This window comes from Paenibacillus plantiphilus (assembly GCF_927798095.1).
GTDB classification, from domain to species: domain Bacteria; phylum Bacillota; class Bacilli; order Paenibacillales; family Paenibacillaceae; genus Paenibacillus_Z; species Paenibacillus_Z plantiphilus.
On sequence record NZ_CAKMMF010000005.1, the window covers coordinates 184,934 to 205,272 of the forward strand.

The 20,339-nt window shown below is 50.8% G+C and carries 19 protein-coding genes; 9 read left to right on the forward strand and 10 right to left on the reverse strand.

All coding sequences use genetic code 11. The features are described from left to right. Positions 1-12 precede the first annotated feature (12 nt). Complete coding sequence (locus tag L6H65_RS06215; RefSeq protein ID WP_236339703.1) at positions 13-777, forward strand: ATP-binding cassette domain-containing protein; 765 nt, start codon at positions 13-15, stop codon at positions 775-777. A gap of 113 nt (positions 778-890) precedes the next feature. Here L6H65_RS06215 and L6H65_RS06220 read toward each other — a convergent pair whose 3' ends face one another. Next, entirely contained in the window at positions 891-1,148 is a 258-nt protein-coding gene (locus L6H65_RS06220; protein ID WP_236339632.1) for a hypothetical protein, read from the reverse strand. 516 nt (positions 1,149-1,664) lie between these two features. Here L6H65_RS06220 and L6H65_RS06225 point away from each other — a divergent pair. Beyond that, positions 1,665-2,069 (forward strand): cyclic nucleotide-binding domain-containing protein, encoded by a 405-nt coding sequence (locus L6H65_RS06225; RefSeq protein ID WP_236339633.1) that lies wholly within the window; start codon positions 1,665-1,667, stop codon positions 2,067-2,069. A 137-nt stretch (positions 2,070-2,206) separates the two neighbouring features. Here the strand turns inward: L6H65_RS06225 and L6H65_RS06230 are convergent, their stop codons facing one another. Further along, the gene (locus tag L6H65_RS06230) at positions 2,207-3,394 is read right to left on the reverse strand and encodes a pyridoxal phosphate-dependent aminotransferase (RefSeq protein WP_236339634.1); all 1,188 of its coding nucleotides are present in this window, start codon (positions 3,392-3,394) and stop codon (positions 2,207-2,209) included. Between the two features lie 364 nt (positions 3,395-3,758). Between L6H65_RS06230 and L6H65_RS06235 the strand changes: the two genes are divergently transcribed. Beyond that, positions 3,759-4,613 carry an alpha/beta hydrolase family protein gene (locus L6H65_RS06235; protein WP_236339635.1) on the forward strand — a complete coding sequence of 285 codons (855 nt, stop codon included), beginning with the start codon at positions 3,759-3,761 and terminating at the stop codon, positions 4,611-4,613. 6 nt (positions 4,614-4,619) lie between these two features. Here L6H65_RS06235 and L6H65_RS06240 read toward each other — a convergent pair whose 3' ends face one another. Beyond that, positions 4,620-5,264, reverse strand: a complete 645-nt coding sequence (locus tag L6H65_RS06240) for a M15 family metallopeptidase (RefSeq protein WP_236339636.1) — start codon at positions 5,262-5,264, stop codon at positions 4,620-4,622. A 421-nt stretch (positions 5,265-5,685) separates the two neighbouring features. On the opposite strand from L6H65_RS06240, the gene L6H65_RS06245 reads away from it, so the two are divergent. The 4 genes from L6H65_RS06245 to L6H65_RS06260 all read left to right on the forward strand — a co-directional run bounded on the left by L6H65_RS06245 (position 5,686) and on the right by L6H65_RS06260 (position 9,269). Continuing rightward, positions 5,686-6,672, forward strand: coding sequence for a diaminopimelate dehydrogenase (locus L6H65_RS06245; protein ID WP_236339704.1), 987 nt, complete (start codon positions 5,686-5,688; stop codon positions 6,670-6,672). A 250-nt stretch (positions 6,673-6,922) separates the two neighbouring features. Beyond that, positions 6,923-8,296, forward strand: coding sequence for an NADP-specific glutamate dehydrogenase (gene gdhA, locus L6H65_RS06250; RefSeq protein ID WP_236339705.1), 1,374 nt, complete (start codon positions 6,923-6,925; stop codon positions 8,294-8,296). 82 nt (positions 8,297-8,378) lie between these two features. Next, positions 8,379-8,522: a hypothetical protein gene (locus tag L6H65_RS06255; protein ID WP_236339637.1), complete on the forward strand. Its 144-nt coding sequence runs from the start codon at positions 8,379-8,381 to the stop codon at positions 8,520-8,522. Between the two features lie 162 nt (positions 8,523-8,684). Beyond that, positions 8,685-9,269, forward strand: a complete 585-nt coding sequence (locus L6H65_RS06260; protein ID WP_236339638.1) for a hypothetical protein — start codon at positions 8,685-8,687, stop codon at positions 9,267-9,269. Positions 9,270-9,354: 85 nt separating this feature from the next. Here L6H65_RS06260 and L6H65_RS06265 read toward each other — a convergent pair whose 3' ends face one another. From L6H65_RS06265 to L6H65_RS06290, 6 genes are all read right to left on the reverse strand, one after another. Then, entirely contained in the window at positions 9,355-9,837 is a 483-nt protein-coding gene (locus tag L6H65_RS06265; RefSeq protein WP_236339639.1) for a NanQ anomerase/TabA/YiaL family protein, read from the reverse strand. A gap of 116 nt (positions 9,838-9,953) precedes the next feature. Then, entirely contained in the window at positions 9,954-10,790 is an 837-nt protein-coding gene (locus L6H65_RS06270) for an SDR family NAD(P)-dependent oxidoreductase (RefSeq protein WP_236339640.1), read from the reverse strand. 24 nt (positions 10,791-10,814) lie between these two features. Next, entirely contained in the window at positions 10,815-11,726 is a 912-nt protein-coding gene (locus tag L6H65_RS06275; protein WP_236339641.1) for an N-acetylneuraminate lyase, read from the reverse strand. Positions 11,727-12,304: 578 nt separating this feature from the next. Next, a complete protein-coding gene (locus L6H65_RS06280; RefSeq protein ID WP_236339642.1) occupies positions 12,305-13,144 on the reverse strand; it encodes a carbohydrate ABC transporter permease in 840 nt (279 codons plus the stop codon). 12 nt (positions 13,145-13,156) lie between these two features. Beyond that, the gene (locus tag L6H65_RS06285) at positions 13,157-14,044 is read right to left on the reverse strand and encodes a carbohydrate ABC transporter permease (protein ID WP_236339643.1); all 888 of its coding nucleotides are present in this window, start codon (positions 14,042-14,044) and stop codon (positions 13,157-13,159) included. A gap of 99 nt (positions 14,045-14,143) precedes the next feature. Next, the gene (locus tag L6H65_RS06290) at positions 14,144-15,520 is read right to left on the reverse strand and encodes an ABC transporter substrate-binding protein (protein ID WP_236339644.1); all 1,377 of its coding nucleotides are present in this window, start codon (positions 15,518-15,520) and stop codon (positions 14,144-14,146) included. A gap of 198 nt (positions 15,521-15,718) precedes the next feature. On the opposite strand from L6H65_RS06290, the gene L6H65_RS06295 reads away from it, so the two are divergent. Beyond that, positions 15,719-17,521 carry a sensor histidine kinase gene (locus L6H65_RS06295; RefSeq protein ID WP_236339645.1) on the forward strand — a complete coding sequence of 601 codons (1,803 nt, stop codon included), beginning with the start codon at positions 15,719-15,721 and terminating at the stop codon, positions 17,519-17,521. Then, positions 17,499-19,094, forward strand: a complete 1,596-nt coding sequence (locus L6H65_RS06300) for a response regulator (RefSeq protein WP_236339646.1) — start codon at positions 17,499-17,501, stop codon at positions 19,092-19,094. Before L6H65_RS06295 ends, L6H65_RS06300 begins: the two co-directional genes overlap by 23 nt. Positions 19,095-19,122: 28 nt before the next feature. Here the strand turns inward: L6H65_RS06300 and L6H65_RS06305 are convergent, their stop codons facing one another. Continuing rightward, positions 19,123-20,241 carry a winged helix DNA-binding domain-containing protein gene (locus L6H65_RS06305; protein WP_236339647.1) on the reverse strand — a complete coding sequence of 373 codons (1,119 nt, stop codon included), beginning with the start codon at positions 20,239-20,241 and terminating at the stop codon, positions 19,123-19,125. Between the last annotated feature and the right edge of the window lie 98 nt (positions 20,242-20,339).

The following is a 20,339-nucleotide window of genomic DNA, read 5'->3' on the forward strand; positions in this document are numbered from 1 at the left end:
GTGGAATCGAAAGTGCAGGCGGCTTCAGAAGGGCTGGCTATTGAGGTTGAAGGGGGGCTCGTGCAATTTGGGCAGCAGACGGTGCTTAGAGGCTTGAGCGTCAGTGTGAAACCGAACCAGTTCCTCGCTATTGTCGGGAGGAGTGGATGCGGCAAGAGCACGCTGCTGCGGCTGATTGCAGGTCTGGAGAAGCCTGCAGAAGGAACAGTAGCATTCGATGGAACAGCGACAACGGGGCTGCGATCTGATGTCCGCATTATGTTCCAGGATGCGCGTTTGCTTCCATGGAAGTCGGTGCTCGACAACGTAAGAATCGGCGCGCCGGGAGGCGACCGGAGCAAGGCGCTGGAAGCGCTGGAGCTGGTGGGGCTTGCAGATCGAGCCAGCGAATGGCCTGCCGTGCTGTCTGGCGGTCAGCGCCAGCGCGTTGCATTGGCCCGGGCGCTGGCCGGCAGTCCGCGGCTGCTGCTCTTCGATGAGCCGTTAGGAGCGCTGGACGCCTTGACCCGTATCGAGATGCAGGAGCTGATCGAGCGGCTATGGCAGGAGCGCCGATTCACCGCAGTCATCGTTACGCATGATGTGAGTGAAGCGGTCGCGCTTGCGGATCGCGTGGTGTTGGTGGAGGATGGCATCATTTCGCTCGATGTCGATATTGCCCTGTCGCGCCCAAGGGATAAAGATACCGGCTTTGCCTATTACGAGAAAGCGATTCTGGATCGTGTCATGACGCGCAGCATGGATGGCACTGCGGCGAAGGATGGCTATTCCATCTGAGACGTCGAAACTTGCAGTGAGGCGGTATGCAGTGTTTGAAACAAGTCGTGGCTACGAGCGGATTAACCGTACAATATAACGGTTATTTCTGGTTCCAAATAAGCGACAATCGCCTATTGGCCTCCCATGAATCTTTTTCGAATTTCTTCAAATTTTTGCTTAGCCTCTATGGAGTTATCTATTTTCAGTACTGAGAAACCAACACTTCTATCTATTGGTTGTGCCCTTTCAATGGAATAGAGTTTATATCTTCTTCTGCTAGGAGGAAAGATTACAAAGGCTTCATAATTCGATGCAGGTTTGAACCCCATCTTTCTTAGCTTAGCTTTAGTGAACAAATTAGAAGGAACCTCTGATATGAAAATTTTCAACAATAGATCCTCCTTACGTTTTTTCATCTTGTTATATTGTTACACAAAGCTACAGTAGATAACATTAGCTGCTCCTTGCTTCAGTTCGAAGTCAAGGAACAGCATCTTGTCCACCTAGAGGAGTTGCTTAATATTATTTTACGGTCACACTAGCTGATTTGACAGGTAGTATATTGTACTGTGCAGATCTACCCACAACTACACCACTGGATTGAAGTCCATCTGACCGTTTAATGTTGCACCATCAACACCAAGCGGCTCATGCGTAAAATAGCCCACACCTATTCATCAGGATGTGGGCTTTGCTATGCTTCAATCAGCTCTTAAATACACGGCAGGTCAGCGGGATTTTATGTGATCACGCTGTAGATCGTCGCGCTCGCCTTCCCCGCGAGGCGTGTTGGCGAACAGCCACAAATCGCTTACGAACAAGAGGCGGACATGAATATTCGTTATTATTTTACAACAATCTATATGCTATAATGGTGGCGTTAACAGGTCGAGGGAGGTTATCCTATGTCCATAAATATGGCTCGGTTACAGCAATTATCCTTTTTTGACAGTATGAATGAAGAAGCTTTGACGGCGATAGCCGACTTATTCGTTACGGAGCAGTTCGATAGAGACCAGTATGTTCTCAGGCAGGGAGAGGACGGCAGCAAGTTTTATATTATTGAGAGCGGCAGCGTGGAGATTAGCCGGCTGCAGGAGGATGGGAATCGGGTGCTTCTGGCTGTGCTCAAGGAAGGCGATCATTTCGGCGAAATTGCCCTTATGAGAAAGACAGCCCGCAACGCAGACGTAACATCTGTGACGCCTTGTACATTCATAACGATCACCCGCGAGAAGTTCCATGCTCTATTGGAACATCAGCCTTATATTAAATCCAAGCTGGAGAAGCTCCTTTCCGAGAGAGCTTGACCATCTCAGGATGCATGCAAGCAGCGCGGGAACAAGAAAGAACCTCCAATGGTCCACTGACAAAGTGGTTCCATCGGAGGTTCTTTGTACATTTCACCGAGACTCGCGAGGCCTGCAGGCCTCGCCTGAGAATTCGTCTATTTGTTGTAGTCTTGCAGCAGTCGTGTGAAAGTGTCCTGGGAGCGTTTGATCTGCTCGACAGGCACACTGTAGGAGAGGCGGAAGAATCCTTTTCTGCCGAAGCCTGATCCCGGAACAATGAGCAGGCGGTAATCCTGCGCTGCTTTGAGACAGAATTCGACATCGTCCTCGATGGGGCTCTTAGGGAAGATGAAGAAGCCGCCGCGAGGCATGACGAAATCATAGCCTGCCGATTGAAGGACCTGTACCATCAGGTCTCTGCGCTCGCGATACTCGTGCTGAGGGACACGCAAGGAATCCATGGCGGCTATCGAGCGCTGCACAAGAAGTGGCGCATTGACGAAGCCGAGCGTCCGGTTGCAGAATACTAGCCCCGCTATAAGCGTTCCAACATCCTCCATGGATGCGTCGATGCCAATGTAGCCGAGTCGTTCACCTGCAAGACCGAGATCCTTGCTGAAGGAGCTGGCCAGAATGGTGCGATGATAAGCAGCAAAAGGATTAGGCGCTTCCGCATCATAGATCAATTGTCCGTAAGGATCATCGCAAAGCAAATAAATGGTGCTGCCGTATTTCTTCTCCGTATCAGCCAGCAGGTCGCCAAGAGCATTCAGAATGTCCTGATCCAGCAGCGACCCCGTCGGATTGTGCGGCGTGTTAATAATGATAGCCCGCGTGCGTGCAGAGAGTGAGCGCTCGATCTCGGCAAGATCCAGCGAGAACTGCTCATCAAGCTGGCAATGAACGACCGCTCCGCCATGATTAGCTACATAATAATCGTATTCGACAAAGTAGGGGGCCGGAATAATGACCTCTTCGCCAGCATTGAGAATACCCTTCAAGATGACGTTCAGCGCCCCGCCTGCACCGACGGTCATGACGACAGTGCCCGCCGTGACCCCGGTCTGGAAACGCTCATTAATAAAGTCGGCTACTTTGGCGCGAGCCTCGGGAAGACCTTGGTTCGGGATATAACGATGCTTGCCGGGCACTTCGGCGGATACGACCGATTGCAGAGCCTCCAGGAAAGCAGCGGGCGGTTCAACAATGGGATTGCCGAGAGAGAAGTCAAAGACGCTCTCTTCCCCATGCAGGCTTCTCAGACGGTTTCCTTCGTCGAACAGCTTGCGTATCCAGCTCCCTTTCTCCAAATGGTCCGCGATATAATTTGAAATTGTATTCATACATTGCCTCCGATGGATTAGCATTATAAACCTGTCTCATAATTGTATCAAATTAATCGCCCTTAGAATATTCCTTGTGCTCTTCAATCTTCGAATAAGTTACCGGCAGCAGCAATGCCTGTCCTATCAGTGAAGAGAGCGGCTGCCACTATCCCTTGCCCTTGTTGGTTGGCGCTATTGAGTGCGAGTATTTCCTTGCTTGTATGTTTGCGCCCGCAATTGGCGTTTTCGAGCAGGCTCTTCATTTTGAATCATCCATTAAACCTACCAGTGTACTATGTTTTGATGCTATAATGGTTTCAACATGAATGAGGGGTATCGGCATAGTCGCCAGTGGCGCTGAATCACATATGAGGAGGAATGGATGATGAGCGAAGCGGAGCTGTTGGAGCAATCCTTCGAGCTTGATTTGGGTGACGGGCTGATTGTGAGAGGCGAGGTTAGAGTGCGCGATGACGGGCGCGTTAAGCCTGCATTAATTGTGTCGCATGGCTTTAAGGGCTTCAAGGACTGGGGGTTCTTCCCCTATGCTGCAAGGTCATTGGCAGCCGGAGGTTATGCGGCAATCACGTTCAACTTCTCGTGCAGCGGCGTGAGGGAGACGGATTTCGATGAGCTGGGCAAGTTCGGGGTGAATACGTATTCGAGAGAACAGGCCGATCTGGCGGCGCTGCTCGCTGCGTTAATGGAGGGCCGTCTCCCGCTGCTGCATCTGGTTGACCAGAGCAGCATCTTCCTGCTGGGGCACAGCCGAGGCGGCGGCAACAGCGTGCTGTTCGCGGCTGAGCATCCTATAATCCGGGGGATTGTCAGCTGGAATGGCATTGGCGATTGCAACCTGTTCGACGAGGCATTCCGGGAGGAGGTTCTCCGCAATGGGATCGGCTATGTAGCCAATGCACGGACGAAGCAGCAGATGCCGATTGAAAGGGTGTTTTTCGACGATCTGGACCGCAATCGCGAGCGCTTCGATATTCCGGCGAGAGCTGCAGCCATCGATACGCCGATCCTGTTTATTCAAGGGGATGGCGATTCCGAGCGCCTGCTTGCGGGCAACCGCCGCTTGCGGGAAGCGGCCCCGAACAAGGCGCATGTTACGCTGGAGGGAGCCAATCATGCCTTTGGCGCTGTCCATCCCTTTGCCGGCACGACCAAGGAGCTGGAGAAGGCTGTCGAGCTGTCTCTTGCATTCTTGAACAACATTCAGGTCCGTATATAGAATGGGCTAAGGCTTTGGCATGTTCGCTGGGGGCCTTGCTCCGCGCTTCAGCTCGCGGATGGAGTAGCCGAAGTCCATCTGCAGATGGGGATAATCACGGAAGCTCTCCCAATCCCCGCCCCATGTGAAGCCCAGCCTCTTGGCAATCTCCACGACTTCCATCCAATCCGAAGCTCCATTCCCGTTCCCATCATATTCCAGGTCCCAGATTGCATCCCCACGCTTGTCAATTAGCGCGAAATCAATCGCCAGCCCGTAATTATGATACGAATCGCCGCCCTCCACCTTCGTGACAATGGAGCCTTCATCGCTCCGTCCTTTTCGATACAGAGCATCCTGCTCCTCCGAGCTGCGGAAGCCGTCCGTAATCAGAATGGTAATCCCCTTGCGCGCGGATTCCTCTGTAAGCTGTGCGCTCTTGGCGGCAACCTCAGGGTGCAGCTCCGTAACAGGTGGAACATCTGCTATAGGCGCATCCATAATCGTGCGTCCGAGAGAGAGCAGGTCTTCCCGGTAAATAACAGCAATCATCAGGAGTGCTGCAATAACCAGCAGTCTCCGCTTCCTTGATCTTTTGCGCGGTGGCGGTGGAGGTGGCGGTGAGGGAATGCCATATTTTCTGTGATCGATAATGTGGTTGTTTGTTCTCATTGTTCCTGCCTTTGTGTATCCTCTATTTTGATTTCCAAGGGAGTCTCTTTTCTGTAGAAGCGTCCTACTGTCAATCCTTCTATTGTAGGCTATATCGCTATCTATGGGAAACAGACGCGAGTTGGATTGCCTGCTGGACTTTGGTCGTGAAATGCTGTCATATGGAGAGAACGGTTATTCATTTTGTGCCGCCAGCCGTGTATGGAATACGGGAAATCGGAAACGCTACGAGTAATGACGGACGAATTGTTGCATGAATGAGGGAAAGTTGATGCAAATTGTCGTTATGTACACAGATTTGACGAACATTTTTGTCGTTTTAAGGGCGATTTCCAGCAGTTTTAGTTTACATTTCATGTAACATCTTTATACTTAATAGAGAGCTATAGAAAATTTAGGAGAAACAAGAGGAGGGCTTTATCTGAGCAAGGTTATTAAAGCAGGCATTGTCGGTTATGGAAATCTGGGTAAAGGTGTGGAGAAAGCAATTGCACAAAACCCCGATATAGAGCTCGTTGCCATATTTACACGGAGAGAGCCAGGACAGATGACCGCTCATGCGGCAGGTGTGAAGTTCGAGCATATCTCGGCGGCAGAGCAGTATAAGGGCATCATCGATGTGATGCTTCTGTGCGGCGGCTCAGCAACGGATCTTCCCGAGCAGACCCCTGTAATCGCCAAAATGTTCAATACAGTAGACAGCTTCGATACCCATGCGAAAATTCCTGAGTTCTACGAGACCGTAAACGCAGCAGCCAAGCAAGGCGGCACGGTGAGCGTCATCTCAACAGGCTGGGACCCGGGCTTATTCTCGCTTAACCGACTGCTGGCTGAAGCGATCCTGCCCGAAGGCACGGATTACACGTTCTGGGGCAAAGGGGTCAGCCAAGGCCATTCTGACGCCATTCGTCGTGTGCCGGGCGTCAAAGCTGGCGTGCAATATACCGTTCCTGTCCAGCAGATGATCGACCGGATTCGCGGTGGAGAGACTCCGGAATTGTCTACGCGCGAGAAGCATCTGCGCGAGTGCTACGTCGTAGCAGAGGCAGGCGCGAACGAAGACGAGATTCGCGAGACGATCGTATCTATGCCGAACTATTTTGCAGATTATGATACAACAGTCACCTTCATTACGGAAGAGGAATTAGCCGCGAATCATAAGGGCATGCCGCATGGCGGATTCGTCATTCGCAGCGGAATTACCGGAGAGGGAACGAAGCAGATTATCGAGTTCGGCTTGAAGCTGGAGAGCAACCCGGAATTCACGGCAAGCGTGCTGATTGCCTATGCGCGGGCAGCGTATAAATTGAGCGCTGAGGGCGTTACAGGAGCCAAAACCGTATTCGATATTCCACTCGGTTACCTGTCGCCGAAATCGCCGGAGGAACTCCGTAAAGAATTGTTATAAAATGTTCAAAATATGCGGACCTTATCACCTGCAAGGGTGATGAGGTCTTTTTTTATGCTCGTATTCCATTTTCTTGGTAATCAGACATCCATAGTGAAATAATTTGATTGACGAATAGACGGTTGTTTGTTTAAAATTTGTAGGAGTAAAATGCAAAGTTTCGGGCAAATAGTACAAACATTTTTTGGCATAAGAAGCATCATGAGTATTAATGAGGCTTAATTCAGATTAAGGAGCGTTGTTGAAATTGATAACATTTATTTCTGAGGAAAATCAAACAGCAGCAGAACAGTACGTGCAATCGGTGTATCAATCCGTTATTAAACGGAATCCGCACGAGAGCGAATTTCATCAAGCAGTGAAGGAAATACTGGACTCCCTTACTCCTGTGTTTGTGAAGCATCCCAAATACATGAAGAGCGGCGTGCTGGAGAGAATCGTTGAGCCTGAGCGTGTCGTTTCCTTCCGTGTGCCTTGGGTAGATGATAATGGCAACGTACATGTTAACCGCGGCTTCCGTGCGCAGTTCAACAGTGCGCTTGGACCTTACAAGGGCGGCATTCGCTTCCATCCTTCTGTTAACGCGAGCATCATTAAATTTCTGGGCTTTGAGCAAATTTTCAAGAACTCCCTGACAGGCCAGCCAATTGGCGGCGGCAAAGGCGGCTCTGACTTCGACCCTAAGGGCAAGTCCGACAATGAAATTATGCGCTTTACCCAAAGCTTCATGACAGAGCTGTACAAATATATCGGACCTGATGCGGATATTCCAGCTGGCGATATCGGCGTAGGCGCAAGAGAAATCGGCTTCATGTTCGGTCAATACAAACGAATCAGAGGCGGTCACGAAGCTGGCGTTCTTACGGGCAAAGGGATCGTATACGGCGGCAGCTTGACGAGAACAGAAGCTACTGGATACGGCTGTGTCTACTTCGTCAATGAAATGCTGAAATTCAAAGGACTTAGCTTCCAGGACAGCACCGTTGTCATCTCGGGCTCCGGCAATGTATCCATCTATGCAATCGAGAAAGCCCAGCAGCTGGGTGCAAAAGTTATTGCATGCAGCGACTCCAATGGCTACATCCACGATCCGAACGGCATCAACCTGGAAACCGTTAAACTTCTGAAGGAAGTTGAGCGTCAACGCATCAGTGAATATGTGAAACATCACCCACAAGCCACTTATACAGAAGGCTGCCAAAATATTTGGTCCATCCCCTGCGACATCGCTCTTCCATGTGCAACCCAAAACGAAATCGATGAAGAATCGGCGAAAACTCTGGTCGCTAATGGTGTGAAAGCGATTGGTGAAGGAGCTAATATGCCATCCACGCTGGAGGCAATTGAAGTATTCCTGAACAACGAAGTTCTGTTTGGACCTGCTAAAGCAGCGAATGCTGGCGGTGTTGCCGTATCCGCGCTGGAGATGGCTCAGAACAGCATGAGATTGTCGTGGACCTTCGAGGAAGTGGACGCGAAGCTGCACAGCATTATGAAGAATATCTATGAGAGCAGCGTATTGGCGGCTGAAGAATATGGCTATTCCGGCAACCTTGTTGTTGGTGCGAATATTGCCGGCTTCATTAAAGTGGCAGACGCTATGATGCTTCAAGGCATCGTATAATACAATATTCAAAAGGACAATTCCGTTCTCATTTCGCAAGAAGGAAGCCCAACCTTGGCAAGACAAAGGGGGGGGCTTCCTTTTGTATGTATGGAATCAAGAGGATCTGCACCAATTGTACTCCGCTTATTTGGAATCGGAAGGCTTCACAGGTGTTGAGGATAAGTTAGTTGCCGAAAATAGGAGCCACAGCCATGTTTTAATTACGTGGGAAGAGAAGCAATAACGCAGATGAATGAACTGTTGTGAGCTATAAATAGGATTGTTCTGGAGTATGATCAAAAAAAATCAACCTTTGGCCCGTGGTTCCAGCTCCTTTATTGCGGTATATTAGAAACGTTCATAGTTCGAAATATCTATATCCGAATAAGGGAGGCTGAAGAAACCGATGTTGAAGACCAGAATCAACAACCTGGCGCGGTTCACGATTGTTATTGGACTACTACTATTAATGAGCGCATGCGGGCAATCGGCTACCATTAAGACCAATGACGGCAACATTGAAGTGAGCAGCAGCGGCAATGAAGTGAAGCTGACGACAGATAAAGGCGCTTCGACCGTTATGTCAGAGGGAGACGATGGCTCGGTAAGTATGGAGACGACAGACGAGAATGGCAAGTCGCAATCCACCCAGTTCTCGGAGAGCAAGGAGCTTCCGAAGGATTTCCCGGAGAGTGTCCCGCTGCCGGATGGCGCTAATGTGACCGGTTCGATCAAGAACATTGTCGATGGGGCGGAATCATTCATCATTACGTTTGATGTGGAAATGACGTCTGATGAATTGCACAAGCTGTATGCGGATTATTTGAAGAAGGAAGGCTTCACGGATGTATTCGATATGGCCCAGAGTGATGTATTGATGCTGTCAGGCAAGCTTGACAGCACCTCGTTCTCAATAACAGCATCGCAGAACACAGAGGATAACAGCCGTTTCGATGCTGTTTTAACGTGGACAGAAGAAGCGGGGAAATAGGCGACAGCAGCTGCAGCAGTGACACCGATAGAAACCAAAAAAGACCGTCAGGATGGAAACTTTCCCTGACGGTTTTCTGCATGCACTAGTATTGGAGGAGGGCTGCTTTTATTTTGACCACTGCTTTCTTAATAGAAGTCGGTTGCAGCTTGCAGACACCCGGACGATGTAGATCGGCAGGGAAAAAGATCGCGTACATGCCCGGCTTCAGCAGCAGGTCGATCTCATCCTCAGTATCCTCGTATAAAGCGTAGTCGCTGCTTGCCAGCTCATCCTGAGCGATGACATGCCAATCCGCCAGCCTCGCGTAGCCGATCTGCTCCTCCTCGCCGCTGATCAAATATTGAATATCGATATATTGAAGATGAGCTTCCAGCTTCTTGGCCGACTTTGGCGCTGTGTCGAACTGTTGAATCAGCACGAACATGTCCTCGCCATCCAGCTCGTATTTACCCGGGGCTGCTCCCGCAAGATCCATCTTGTATAAATGATGAAGTGCCCGCTGCAGAACGGGGTGCAGAACGGTGTTTTCTTGTCCGATCGTTGTTGTAAGATCGCCGTGTATCATAACATCCACTCCATTGTTAGCCTATAGGTTTGACTGCCGACACACTAGCGCTCCATCACCGCGCGATGGGAGCTGCGCATCGTTCATGTGGGCAAACGGTGGTGCTGCCTTTATCTTTACCAGGAGGTTAATCCGCCATCGATGACAAGGTTATGTCCGACTGTATAGTCAGAGGCTGAAGAGGCCAAATAAGCAATGGAGCCCTTCAAATCTATGCGATCCCGGCCCATTCGCCCGAGCGGCACGAGACGCGTATAATTCTCTACGAATTTATCCGGCTGTTCCCGATAGAAGCCGCCCGGGGAGATGGCATTCACATAGATGCCGAATGGGGCAAGCGAAACGCCGATTCCTTTGGTCAGATTGATGACGCCGGCTTTGCTGGCCAAATAATCGGGCACGGTGGGCGACAGCCCTGATCCGGGATAGATTCTCAGGTCGCGGCCGACGATTCCGTCGATAGACGCCATATTGATGATTTTACCGCTTCTGGCTCCCTTCATATGAGGGGCAACTGTTCGGCAGCCAAGGAAGACGCTCGTTAAGTTGGCGTCCATCGTATATTTCCAGTCCTCCAGCAATCTGGTTTCCAGAAACTCAAAGGATGGATCGTCCTCGACAGTCTCGGGAATGACCGAAACTTTGCGTCCGCCTGCATTATTGATCAGAATATCGATCCTGCCATACTTAGCAACAATATCCTCCACGACCGCCTTCCAGCTAGCCTCGTCAGTCACTTCAAGTGCCGCTCCTGCAACCTCGGCGCCCGTCTCCTGAGCAAGCTGGGCTGCCGTTCGGGCGGCAGCCTCCTGCTCTCTGCGGGTGATAACGACGATTGCGCCAAGCTCTGCCAATGTTTCTGCAGCATCGTAGCCCAGATTATTGCCGCCTGTGACCAGAGCGACTTTGCCGGTTAGATCGAATAGCTGCTGTACCTTCACTTTAGCTGTCATGCTGATCAACCATCCTCCCTATATTTACTTGACATTCAAAAAGGAAAAACGTTTGGCGACCTCGTAAATGTCAGCGCGCTGTGCATCGGTCAATTGCTGAATCGGCTTGCGAGGACTTCCAACCTCGAAGCCCTGCAGCCGCAGAATTTCCCGCTCGAACGCGATGAAATCATAGCGCAGCAGCTCCCGAATGACGCGGTTCACTTCATATTGAATGGTCCGTGCTTCCTCAAGCTTGCCTGCATGGAACAAGCGGTACAGCTCAGTGAAGGGAGCTGTCATGATGTTGTAGGTTGAACCGATTGCCCCGCATGCGCCCATCGTAAGTCCAGCGAGACAGATTTCGTCGGGACCATTGAATACGAGGAAGTCCTCACCGCAGCTGTCCATGATTTGCTGCATCTCGAAGACGTTGGTGGAGGTGAATTTCAAACCGATAATGCCGTCGACCTGCGACAGCTCCTTGTAGAAGTCTACCGATGCATTCGAGCCGGTCAGGCCCGGAATATGATACGCGATCAAAGGGATGTCAGCGGCTTCTACAATGTCGATGTAGTGGCGCATGACCTGTTCAGGTCCGTGCTTATAATAGAAAGGAGTGACCGCAGATACGGCAGCTGCACCAGCCGTGTGGGCATGGCGGGTTAATTGCACGGCGGTAGCCGTATCCATTGCGCCGACATGAGCGATGACAGGCACTTCATTCTTCACTTCATCGATGACGATCTCAAGCAGCTGCTGGCGCTCCTCCGTTGATTGGAGGAAGCCTTCACCGGTGCTGCCGCTCAGGTAGAAGCCTGCAGCGCCCTGCGAGATCAGATGACGAACGAGCTGCCGTGTAACGGAATCGCTGATTCCGCCGTCAGCTCCGTAAGGAGTAATAAGAGCAGGGATAATACCTTTGAATTGCTCGTAGTTGGAAGTTGTCTTGGTCACAAGTATAGTCTCCTGTCATAGTGGAATAGCAAGCAAATAGCTCTGTAGATGCTGATCTAGACTGTTTAGAGGGCTCAAATGGACATTCTCAGCGAACGAACGGTATCTGCCCTCGTTTCTCAGCGATGGACTGCATCAGACGACCGCCGAGAATAATAAACCGAACCGAAAAGCGAGTACCTCGCGCCGCGCCCCACTTTTTCGTGCTGTAACACGCTATTTCCTTGTCTTACGGCTAAAGGCGAAGAGGATGCAGCGACAACTAGCCATCTGTAAGAGGTTTTATCAGTCTTACAACGCGCCGCACCCCGCTTTTTCGTGCTGTAACACGCTATTTCCGTCTTACGGCTAGAGGTGAAGAGGATGCAGCGACAACTAGCCATCTGTAAGAGGTTTTATCAGTCTTACAGCGCGCCGCGTCCCGCTTTTTCGTGCTGTAACACGCTATTTCCGTCTTACGGCTAAAGGAGAAGAGGATGCAGCGACATCTAGCCATCTGTAAGAGGTTTTATCAGTCTTACAGCGTGTCGCGCCTCTCTTTTCCGTGCTGTAACGCGGCAGGCAATCGGCAACATTGGCTAGCCTTTAATGCCGCCGGCTGTCAGACCTTCAATAAGCAGCTTCTGAATGAAGGCGAATATGATGACGATCGGAAGGATGACGATGACGCCGCTGGCGAGAATGCCGCCCCAGTTCGCCGCACCCATACTTTCCATCACCTCGGCAATGCCGACCTGTACGGTTTTGGCCGCCAGAGAGTTGGTCAGGATCAGGGAGTATTGATAGTCGTTCCAACCGAGAATGAACGAATACAGGCTGATGGATACGAGGCCGGGAAGAGCCATCGGAACCATGATCTTGAACAGCGTCTTCAGCTTGGTGGAGCCATCCATATAGGCGGCCTCTTCAAGCTCCTTCGGAACGGTTTTGAAGAATCCGCTCATTATCCAGACACCGACCGGAATGGTCATTGTATTGTAGATAAGAACGAGCACGGTCTTCGTATTGAGCAGGGAGAAGGTGGAGGCCAGCTCGTACCATGGAATCATGATCAAGGGACCTTGAATCATCTGGGCCAATACGAACAAGATAATGACAAGCTTGATGCCCGGCACTTGGAAGCGCGCAAGGCCGTAGCCGCTCAGACAAGCGATCAGGCCCGTGCATAAAGCGGTAAGCGTACAGACGATAATGGAGTTGGTAAGCAGTTTGCCGATATTCATTCCCTGCTCGCCCAGCGCCCAGGTATAATGCTCCAGTGTGAAATTTTCAATCCACCACGAAGGCGTTGAGGCAAACATTTCCTCCGTGCTCTTGAAGGTTGTATCGACCAACCAGAGGAACGGGAAGAGTGTGCACACCATCAGAACTAGCAGACTCATATATTTGAGTGTGCGATACGAAAGTGTCTCCTTCATAACATCACCCTTCTAATCATTTTCCTTGCCGAATAGTTTCGCATAGATGCCTACAATGAGAAGGACGAATACCATCGATAGCGTCGCGATAGCCGAGCCTTTGCCAAGATCGTAATAAACGAACGCATTCGTATATACATAAGTCGGCAGGATACTGGTTTCAAAGCCTGGTCCGCCATTGGTGAGTGCCCATATCATTTCGAACTTCGTCCAAGAGGATACGATAGCGACCATTCCTGTTACGTACATGATCGGCTTCAGCAGCGGCAGTGTAATTCTGGTGAATCGCTGCCAGGCTGTCGCGCCGTCCACTTGAGCGGCTTCCATCATTTCCTTCGAAATGCCGGTCAACCCTGACAGCAGCATCAGTGCAATGTAAGGGAAGCCCTTCCATACGGAAGTGAGCAGAAGAGCAGGCCAGACCCAGAAGTCGTCTCCAAGCCATACGATATTTTCCTGAATAATGTTCAATGCGCTAAGGTAGTAATTGGCTAATCCGTTATGTCCGTCATAGATCCATTTCCATACAATTCCGATAATGACCACAGGCGCAACCCATGGCACCATCATCAGTCCGCGCCACAGTCCGCGGGAACGCAGCTTGGCGCTCAAGATAAGAGCGGCTGGAATAGCGACCGCGAATTGGAACAACGTTGAACCAAGCACCCAGACGACACTGTTCCACATAATCTTCCAGAACTTATCGTCCTCGGTAATGAGAAATTTGTAGTTGTCGAGTCCGATGAAGGACATACCCTTATTCGCAATCAGGGAATAATCATACAAACTGAGCCGAATCGTCTCGAACAACGGGTAGAACTGGAATGCGACCAAATAAATAACTGCGGGGGCAAGCAGCAGATAGCCGAAGCCGTGTAATCTAATAAATTTACGGGTCATGATGTTCACTCTCCTCACCCAGACAGCTTACATTGAGATAGAAAAGGGGACTCATGATTATAGGAGCCGTCTGAGTCCCCGGGTTAACTAACAACCTGCTTATTTGGCGTACTTCGCTTTAACTTGATCGACACCTTTAATAATAGCGGCATAGGTTTCTTCTGGATCAGACTTGCCAGTCAGCATCTTCACCATGTTCTCCTGAACAATCGTCTCCATTTCCGGCTGGCCGACAATCTTGTCCATCGGCACACCGGAGCTTGCAACGAGTCCCATGAAATCCTCGATAATGCGCTTGTGTCCGTCGATCGCTTTCGGGTATACGCTCTCAGCCTTCTTGATGACATCCTCCAGGCTTGTTTCCTTCTTGGCGGTAATGTTGAGGATGGCGGCTTGCGTGCTGTTGAATTCAGGCGACAATAGCTCTTGCACCAATCTCCACGCGACTTCCTTGTTCTTGCTGCCCTTGTAGATACCGAAGCCGGAGTTGGCGACAGGCGTCTGAATCTTCGTGCCTGATGGTCCCTTCGGATACGGAATCGCACGGGAAACATTGATGATTTCCGGATTGATGCTGTACACATTGGAGGAGAAGAACGTTCCTGCTGGAATCATCCCAACCTCGCCGTTGCTGTAAGCTCTGAACATTTCAGGATAACCCCAGGTTAGATGCGCTTTAGGCTGGTAAGCCTCCAAATTTTTGAAGTGCGTAAGCAGCTCAATGTATTTGGATTTGCTCCCTTCCGAGGTGTCGGAGATCAATACATCGTTGCTGTAGCCTGCTGTGAAAGGCACGCGGAAAGCAAATCGCGCCACGCCCAGCGGATAACCGAAGCCATATTTGCCGTCCTTGGTCATCAATTGAGCGGCTTTCTCTACATCAGCCCATGTTTGCAGTTCTTCAAGCTTCATGCCCACATCATTGAGCATCTTCTCATTGACCATCAGGTTGAATGCGTTTGCAGTTGCTGGAACCGCATAGATGCCGTTGTCTACCGTCGAATAATCCAGCGTTCCGGGAAGGAAATCGTCCTTCTTCACCGTGGAATCCGCCCGTTCCATGAACGGAGCCAGATCTTCAAGGCCATCCATCTGAACGAAATTCGTAACGTCCTGCGTCGTTGCAATATCCGGGACATCGCCCGTGTTGATCATAACCGAGATTTTCTTCTCCATGTCTGCCCATGACAGATACATGAATTCGATATTTACATTGGGGTATTTCTCTTTCATTGCGTCCTTGAAGGTTTCAGCGAACAGCTTCTCGGATTCAGACGTGCCCGGATAAACGAAGCGAATGTCGGCCTTGACCGTCTTCCAATCGATCTCTTCGCCGGATTTGTTATCCGTCGTGTTGGCCGGGCTCTTGTCGCCAGCATTATTGGCGGCGTTATTGCTGCCGCATGCTGCCAGTACCAAACTGAATACCATGGTCAAGCCAATCAACAGAACCAAGCTTTTTTTATAAGGCTTCATGCTAGTACCCCCTAGTTGATTTTGGTGGAGCGCCTTGCACCTTTATTGTATGTTCTCCGGCAAATGTCCCACAATGAGACAACCTCAAGATATGGTGGACATATTCTAGAACTCGTGAGCTTGTCCGCTTTAACGATTGTATCACCGCTTTGTTTTTGTTACGCTTCTTTTCAATAGAACCTTTGGGGAGGTAGAGAAATGCACCTATTCCGCAAGCTGCAAACGAAGATTTTTCTCTACTTCATTCTCGTCGTGCTTATTCCGCTCATCAGCATCGGGACCTTCTCCTACTTCACATCGACCGATCTGCTGGAGAAGCAGGTCGTTGATCACGGGACTCAGACGATTGGATTGATTGAGAACAATATTAAGCTGATGCTCGACGATGTGCAGGACATCTCATCCTATATTATGAACAATGAGACCTTTCAGAATTTACTGAACCAGCCGAAGCCGGACTCCTACAATCAGGCCCAGCAGACGATGTTCGCCTACTTGTCGAATTTGAAGATTGCCAAGAAATATATTTCCTTCATCATCGTATATGGTGAGAACGGCTTTCTGTTCCGCGATTTCAACGAGTTCTATAGGGAAGTCATTCCCTATGAGCAGTTGAAGGATACGCCGACCTATATCTCGACTGCGGCCAAAGAGGGCGAAGCCAACTGGATGTTCTCCAGTGATCCGCTCTTCCCTTACTTGCAGCAATATAATGAAACGATGATCGGACGCCGCATTACGAATGTCTATGACCCCGATCAGAAGCTGGGCATGCTGTTCATGGGGATTAGCCGCGATGCTATGCTGGACTCCATTAAGGATATTAGAATCAATAGCTCCACACATCTTCTTTTAATTGATGATAACTATAATCTTGTCGCCAGCAATCAGAGCAATCGGGATGTTCAATATTATCGGGAAGGGGATCTGGCGTTCAAAAAAGGGCTGCTGGGGCTGGACGAAACGTCGCTGCTTCATGTGAATGGAACCGATTATTACGTCTCGACCGCCAAGGTGGAGCCTTACGATTGGAATGTCGTGAGTCTTACGCCTGTGAAGGAAATCCGTGTTCAGCATCAGGTTCTGCTGCGGTTCACATTGATCGCATCGGTGTCCCTCCTGCTCATTGTAGGCTTGATCTCCATGTTCCTGTCGCGCAGCATCACATCGCCGATCCAGAAGCTGCTGCGTTCGATGAACAACTTCAAGCGGGGCGACTTCAATCAGAAGGTTCCTGTAGAGTCCAAGGATGAGGTCGGGCTGCTGACGCAAAAATATAACGGGATGGTCGCGGATTTGAACGAGCTGATCCAGAAGGTGTATATTAGCCAGACGAATCAGAAGATGATTGAGCTCAAGACGCTGCAGGCGCAGATCGAGCCTCATTTTCTCTATAATACGCTGGATTATATTTTCCTCAATTCCAAGATCAATGGGGATAACGATACCGCCGAGGTCGTTCGGTCGCTAAGTGAGCTGTTCCGGATATCGCTCAATCGAGGCAATGATTACTACAAGCTGGAAAATGAGATTAACCAGATCAAAGCCTATGTGCGTATTCAGCATGCCCGCTTTCCAGACCGCTTCCGGGTAGAGTATGACATTGATCCTGCAGTTGAGCCGTATTTGACGACCAAATTGCTGCTGCAGCCGATCGTGGAGAATGCGATCATTCATGCCTTTGATCATAGAAGCGGGCAGGAGGGCGTTCTTCGCATTACTGGCAAGAAGACAGAGGAGCATATTGTGTTCACTGTGACGGACAACGGCAGAGGGATGACGGCGGAGCAGATCGCCGGGCTGCTGGTCGTATCGCCGCAGGGCAGCGGCGGCTACGGGATCAAGAATGTCAATGAACGGCTGACGATGCTGTTCGGTGAGGAATACAGGCTGCGAATTGCAAGCATCCCGGGCAAGGGGACGGAGGTTACCGTCTTCCTGCCGATTATCCAATATGAAGAAGAATGGGTGAGGCTGTATGAAAGTCATGGTCATCGATGATGAACCCATCGTGCGCAAAGGATTGCAGAAGCTGATCGCTTGGGAGCAATATGGTTTTCAGTGGCTTGGGACGGCCGAGAATGGCGAGGAAGCACTGGAGCTTATTGAGGCGAAGCATCCTGATCTCATCATAGTGGATTGCAAGATGCCTTATATGGACGGCTTGCAGCTGCTTAGTGAAGTGAATGAGCGCGGCATTCCGCTCAAGTCCATCATTCTCAGCGGCTATGACGAGTTTATGTATGCCCAGCAAGCTCTGCAATTGGGCGCTTCCGATTACTTGCTGAAGCCGCCTGATTTGGAGCGGTTTCTGGAGGTAATTCTGCGGGTCAAAGGGGAGTGGGAGGCTGAGAATCGGCTGAAGCAGCAGCTCAAGGACAATCATCCTGTTATGGTCGAGCGTTTCCTGCTGAGCTTAATGGATGGGGTCAGACAAAGCGCGGAGAGCTTTCGGGAGAAGATTGACTATTTGAAGCTGCCGATTGATTCAGGGCCCTTCCGCATGTGCAGGCTGGAGATCGAGGATGAGACGGGACAGCTGGACCGTTATACGATAGAGGATCAGCAGCTCATCGGGTTTGCGGTCGTGAACATCATTGGCGAAACATTCCAGGAATGGCCGTCCAAGGTGTTCTTCCAGGAGGGGAACCGCCGTTTTATTATACTGTTCAACATGGAGGGTGACGAGCAGGTTCCGATGCTCCACCAGCTGTTGATGAAGCTGATCGATAATTTGAAGGCGACCTTGAAGCTTGCGTCGACAATCGGTGTGTCGCGGCATTTCGCCAGCGTTATCAATGAATGCAAGCCAGCGTATGAGGCTGCTAATATTGCGCTGCAATACAAGTATTATACAGGCGCGAATAAAGTGATCTTCCTCGATGACATGGAGGAGGAGCAAGAGGGTGTCGTTGCTGCCCCTAAGGAAAGAGCGCTGCTGCATGAAGAGGAGCTGCTCATGTCCATCCGGGTATGCAATGAGAGCGGGCTGGATTGCTGGATAGCATCGTTTATCCTGCTGCTGAAGGAGCAAGGCTATTCCAGCCATGAGACGAAGACGTTAAGCCTCCAGCAGATGATTGCGGTCACGCATACGATGATCGAGATGCATCCGCAGCTACAGCTGGACGAGCTGTTGACGGCGGGAGACATTGAGCAGATTTTCCAGGCGCATACATTGGATGAATTGGCACAGCTGCTGCGCCAGTTTCTGTTCAAGCTGCTGACACTTACGCAGAACCTGCGCAAATCCGGCAAGAATGCGGTTATTGAACGGGCGAAGGCATTCATTCAGACCCAATATGGAAGCAATATTACGCTGGAGACGATTGCAGCAGAGGTATTCCTGTCGCCCGTCTATCTCAGCTTCCTGTTCAAGCAGGTCGAAGCGATGAATATTACCGATTATATTGCCAATATTCGTATCGAGAATGCCAAGCGCCTGCTCAAGACGACTAGCAGCAAAACCTACGAGATCGCCAATTTGGTGGGCTATCAGGATGACAAATATTTCAGTCGGATATTCAAGAAGAAGGTAGGGATCACACCTACAGAATACCGTAATCAAATGTAGATCGGCTGATGGATGGCGCGGCGGATTATTAGCCGAAGGCCTGGATGAGCTGGATATCATGACTTTCGGCATCAGTGGCTGCGAACCGCAGCAGCCGCTCGCCCTCCTCCTGCAATGCGACACGATCCTGCCGAGCGAGCGGCTCGAACAATTCAATTGTCAGGACAGCAGCACTTCGCTGGCGCTCGATCTTCCAAATGCCGCGGACGTAGCCGTCGATGAGAACGGCTGCCCGAATAATGCCGTTTCTGGTGAATACCCGGGGGCGGTAATGATCTGCCATAATGCGGGTCCGATCCCCGTAAGACAGGAGCATATTGTCGAATTCGCCGAGGAAGCGGGGAGGAGCAGGAATGTCAGGGTCCGGCAGCGGAGCATCCGGCAAATCCAGCAGCTCATTCTCGTTCTCGTCCTTGAAGGAGCGCAATTGCTGCAGCTGCAGCAAACGGTCCACGGCTTCACGCAGCCGAGTCAGCCCCGACCATACTTGCATATCCTTGACCGTTGCCGGGCCGAATGCGCCGAGATAACGCAAAATCAGCTTATCCACCGTATAGCCGTCCTCAAGCGGCTGGCCGAGCCATGCTTCTGACGAGGTGTGCACGGCCTGACCGCTTACCCCCCACAGCCCACGAGGCGGAACCTGTACCAGCGGCACTTCTGTGCGGACGACTCCGGCGAGAGCCTCCGTGCTGCAATTCGTCCACTGCTTCTGAAGAAGCGTGCCCAGCTCGTTGTATGTGCGCGGGTATTCCTCCACCAATGCGCGTCCGGCTTCCGCGATCGCTTGAACATCCAGTCCGGCAAGTTGCTTGCCGTAAGCGCCATTCAGCGCGCGTGTCTGAACTGCATGCAGCAGCGGACGCAGAGAGAGGCAATCGCTGGCAGTAACGAGATGGATCGTAGAACGCATAAGCGCGATGCGAACGGCCTGCCGATCGATGATCAGCTCAGCCAGTTCATCCTGACTGAAGTCTGTTAGCCGGCTCCAGAGAGCGAAATATGGCGGGTTCGGCGTCTGCGACTGTATACCGACAAGCCGCTCTATGAGTTCCAGAGCAGTTAAGCTGGAACGCCGCAGCAGACACTGCCGTTCGAGCAAAGCGCGGTTTAGAGCGCGGGAACGTAGCACCTTTTCGATGGGCAAAGGAATTCCTCCGTCTATATATTTCTTTTCTTCCTCCATTATAGCAGCGCAACCCTGACAATAACGGTCAGTGTTGTAGGCTGATTTAAACATAGAAC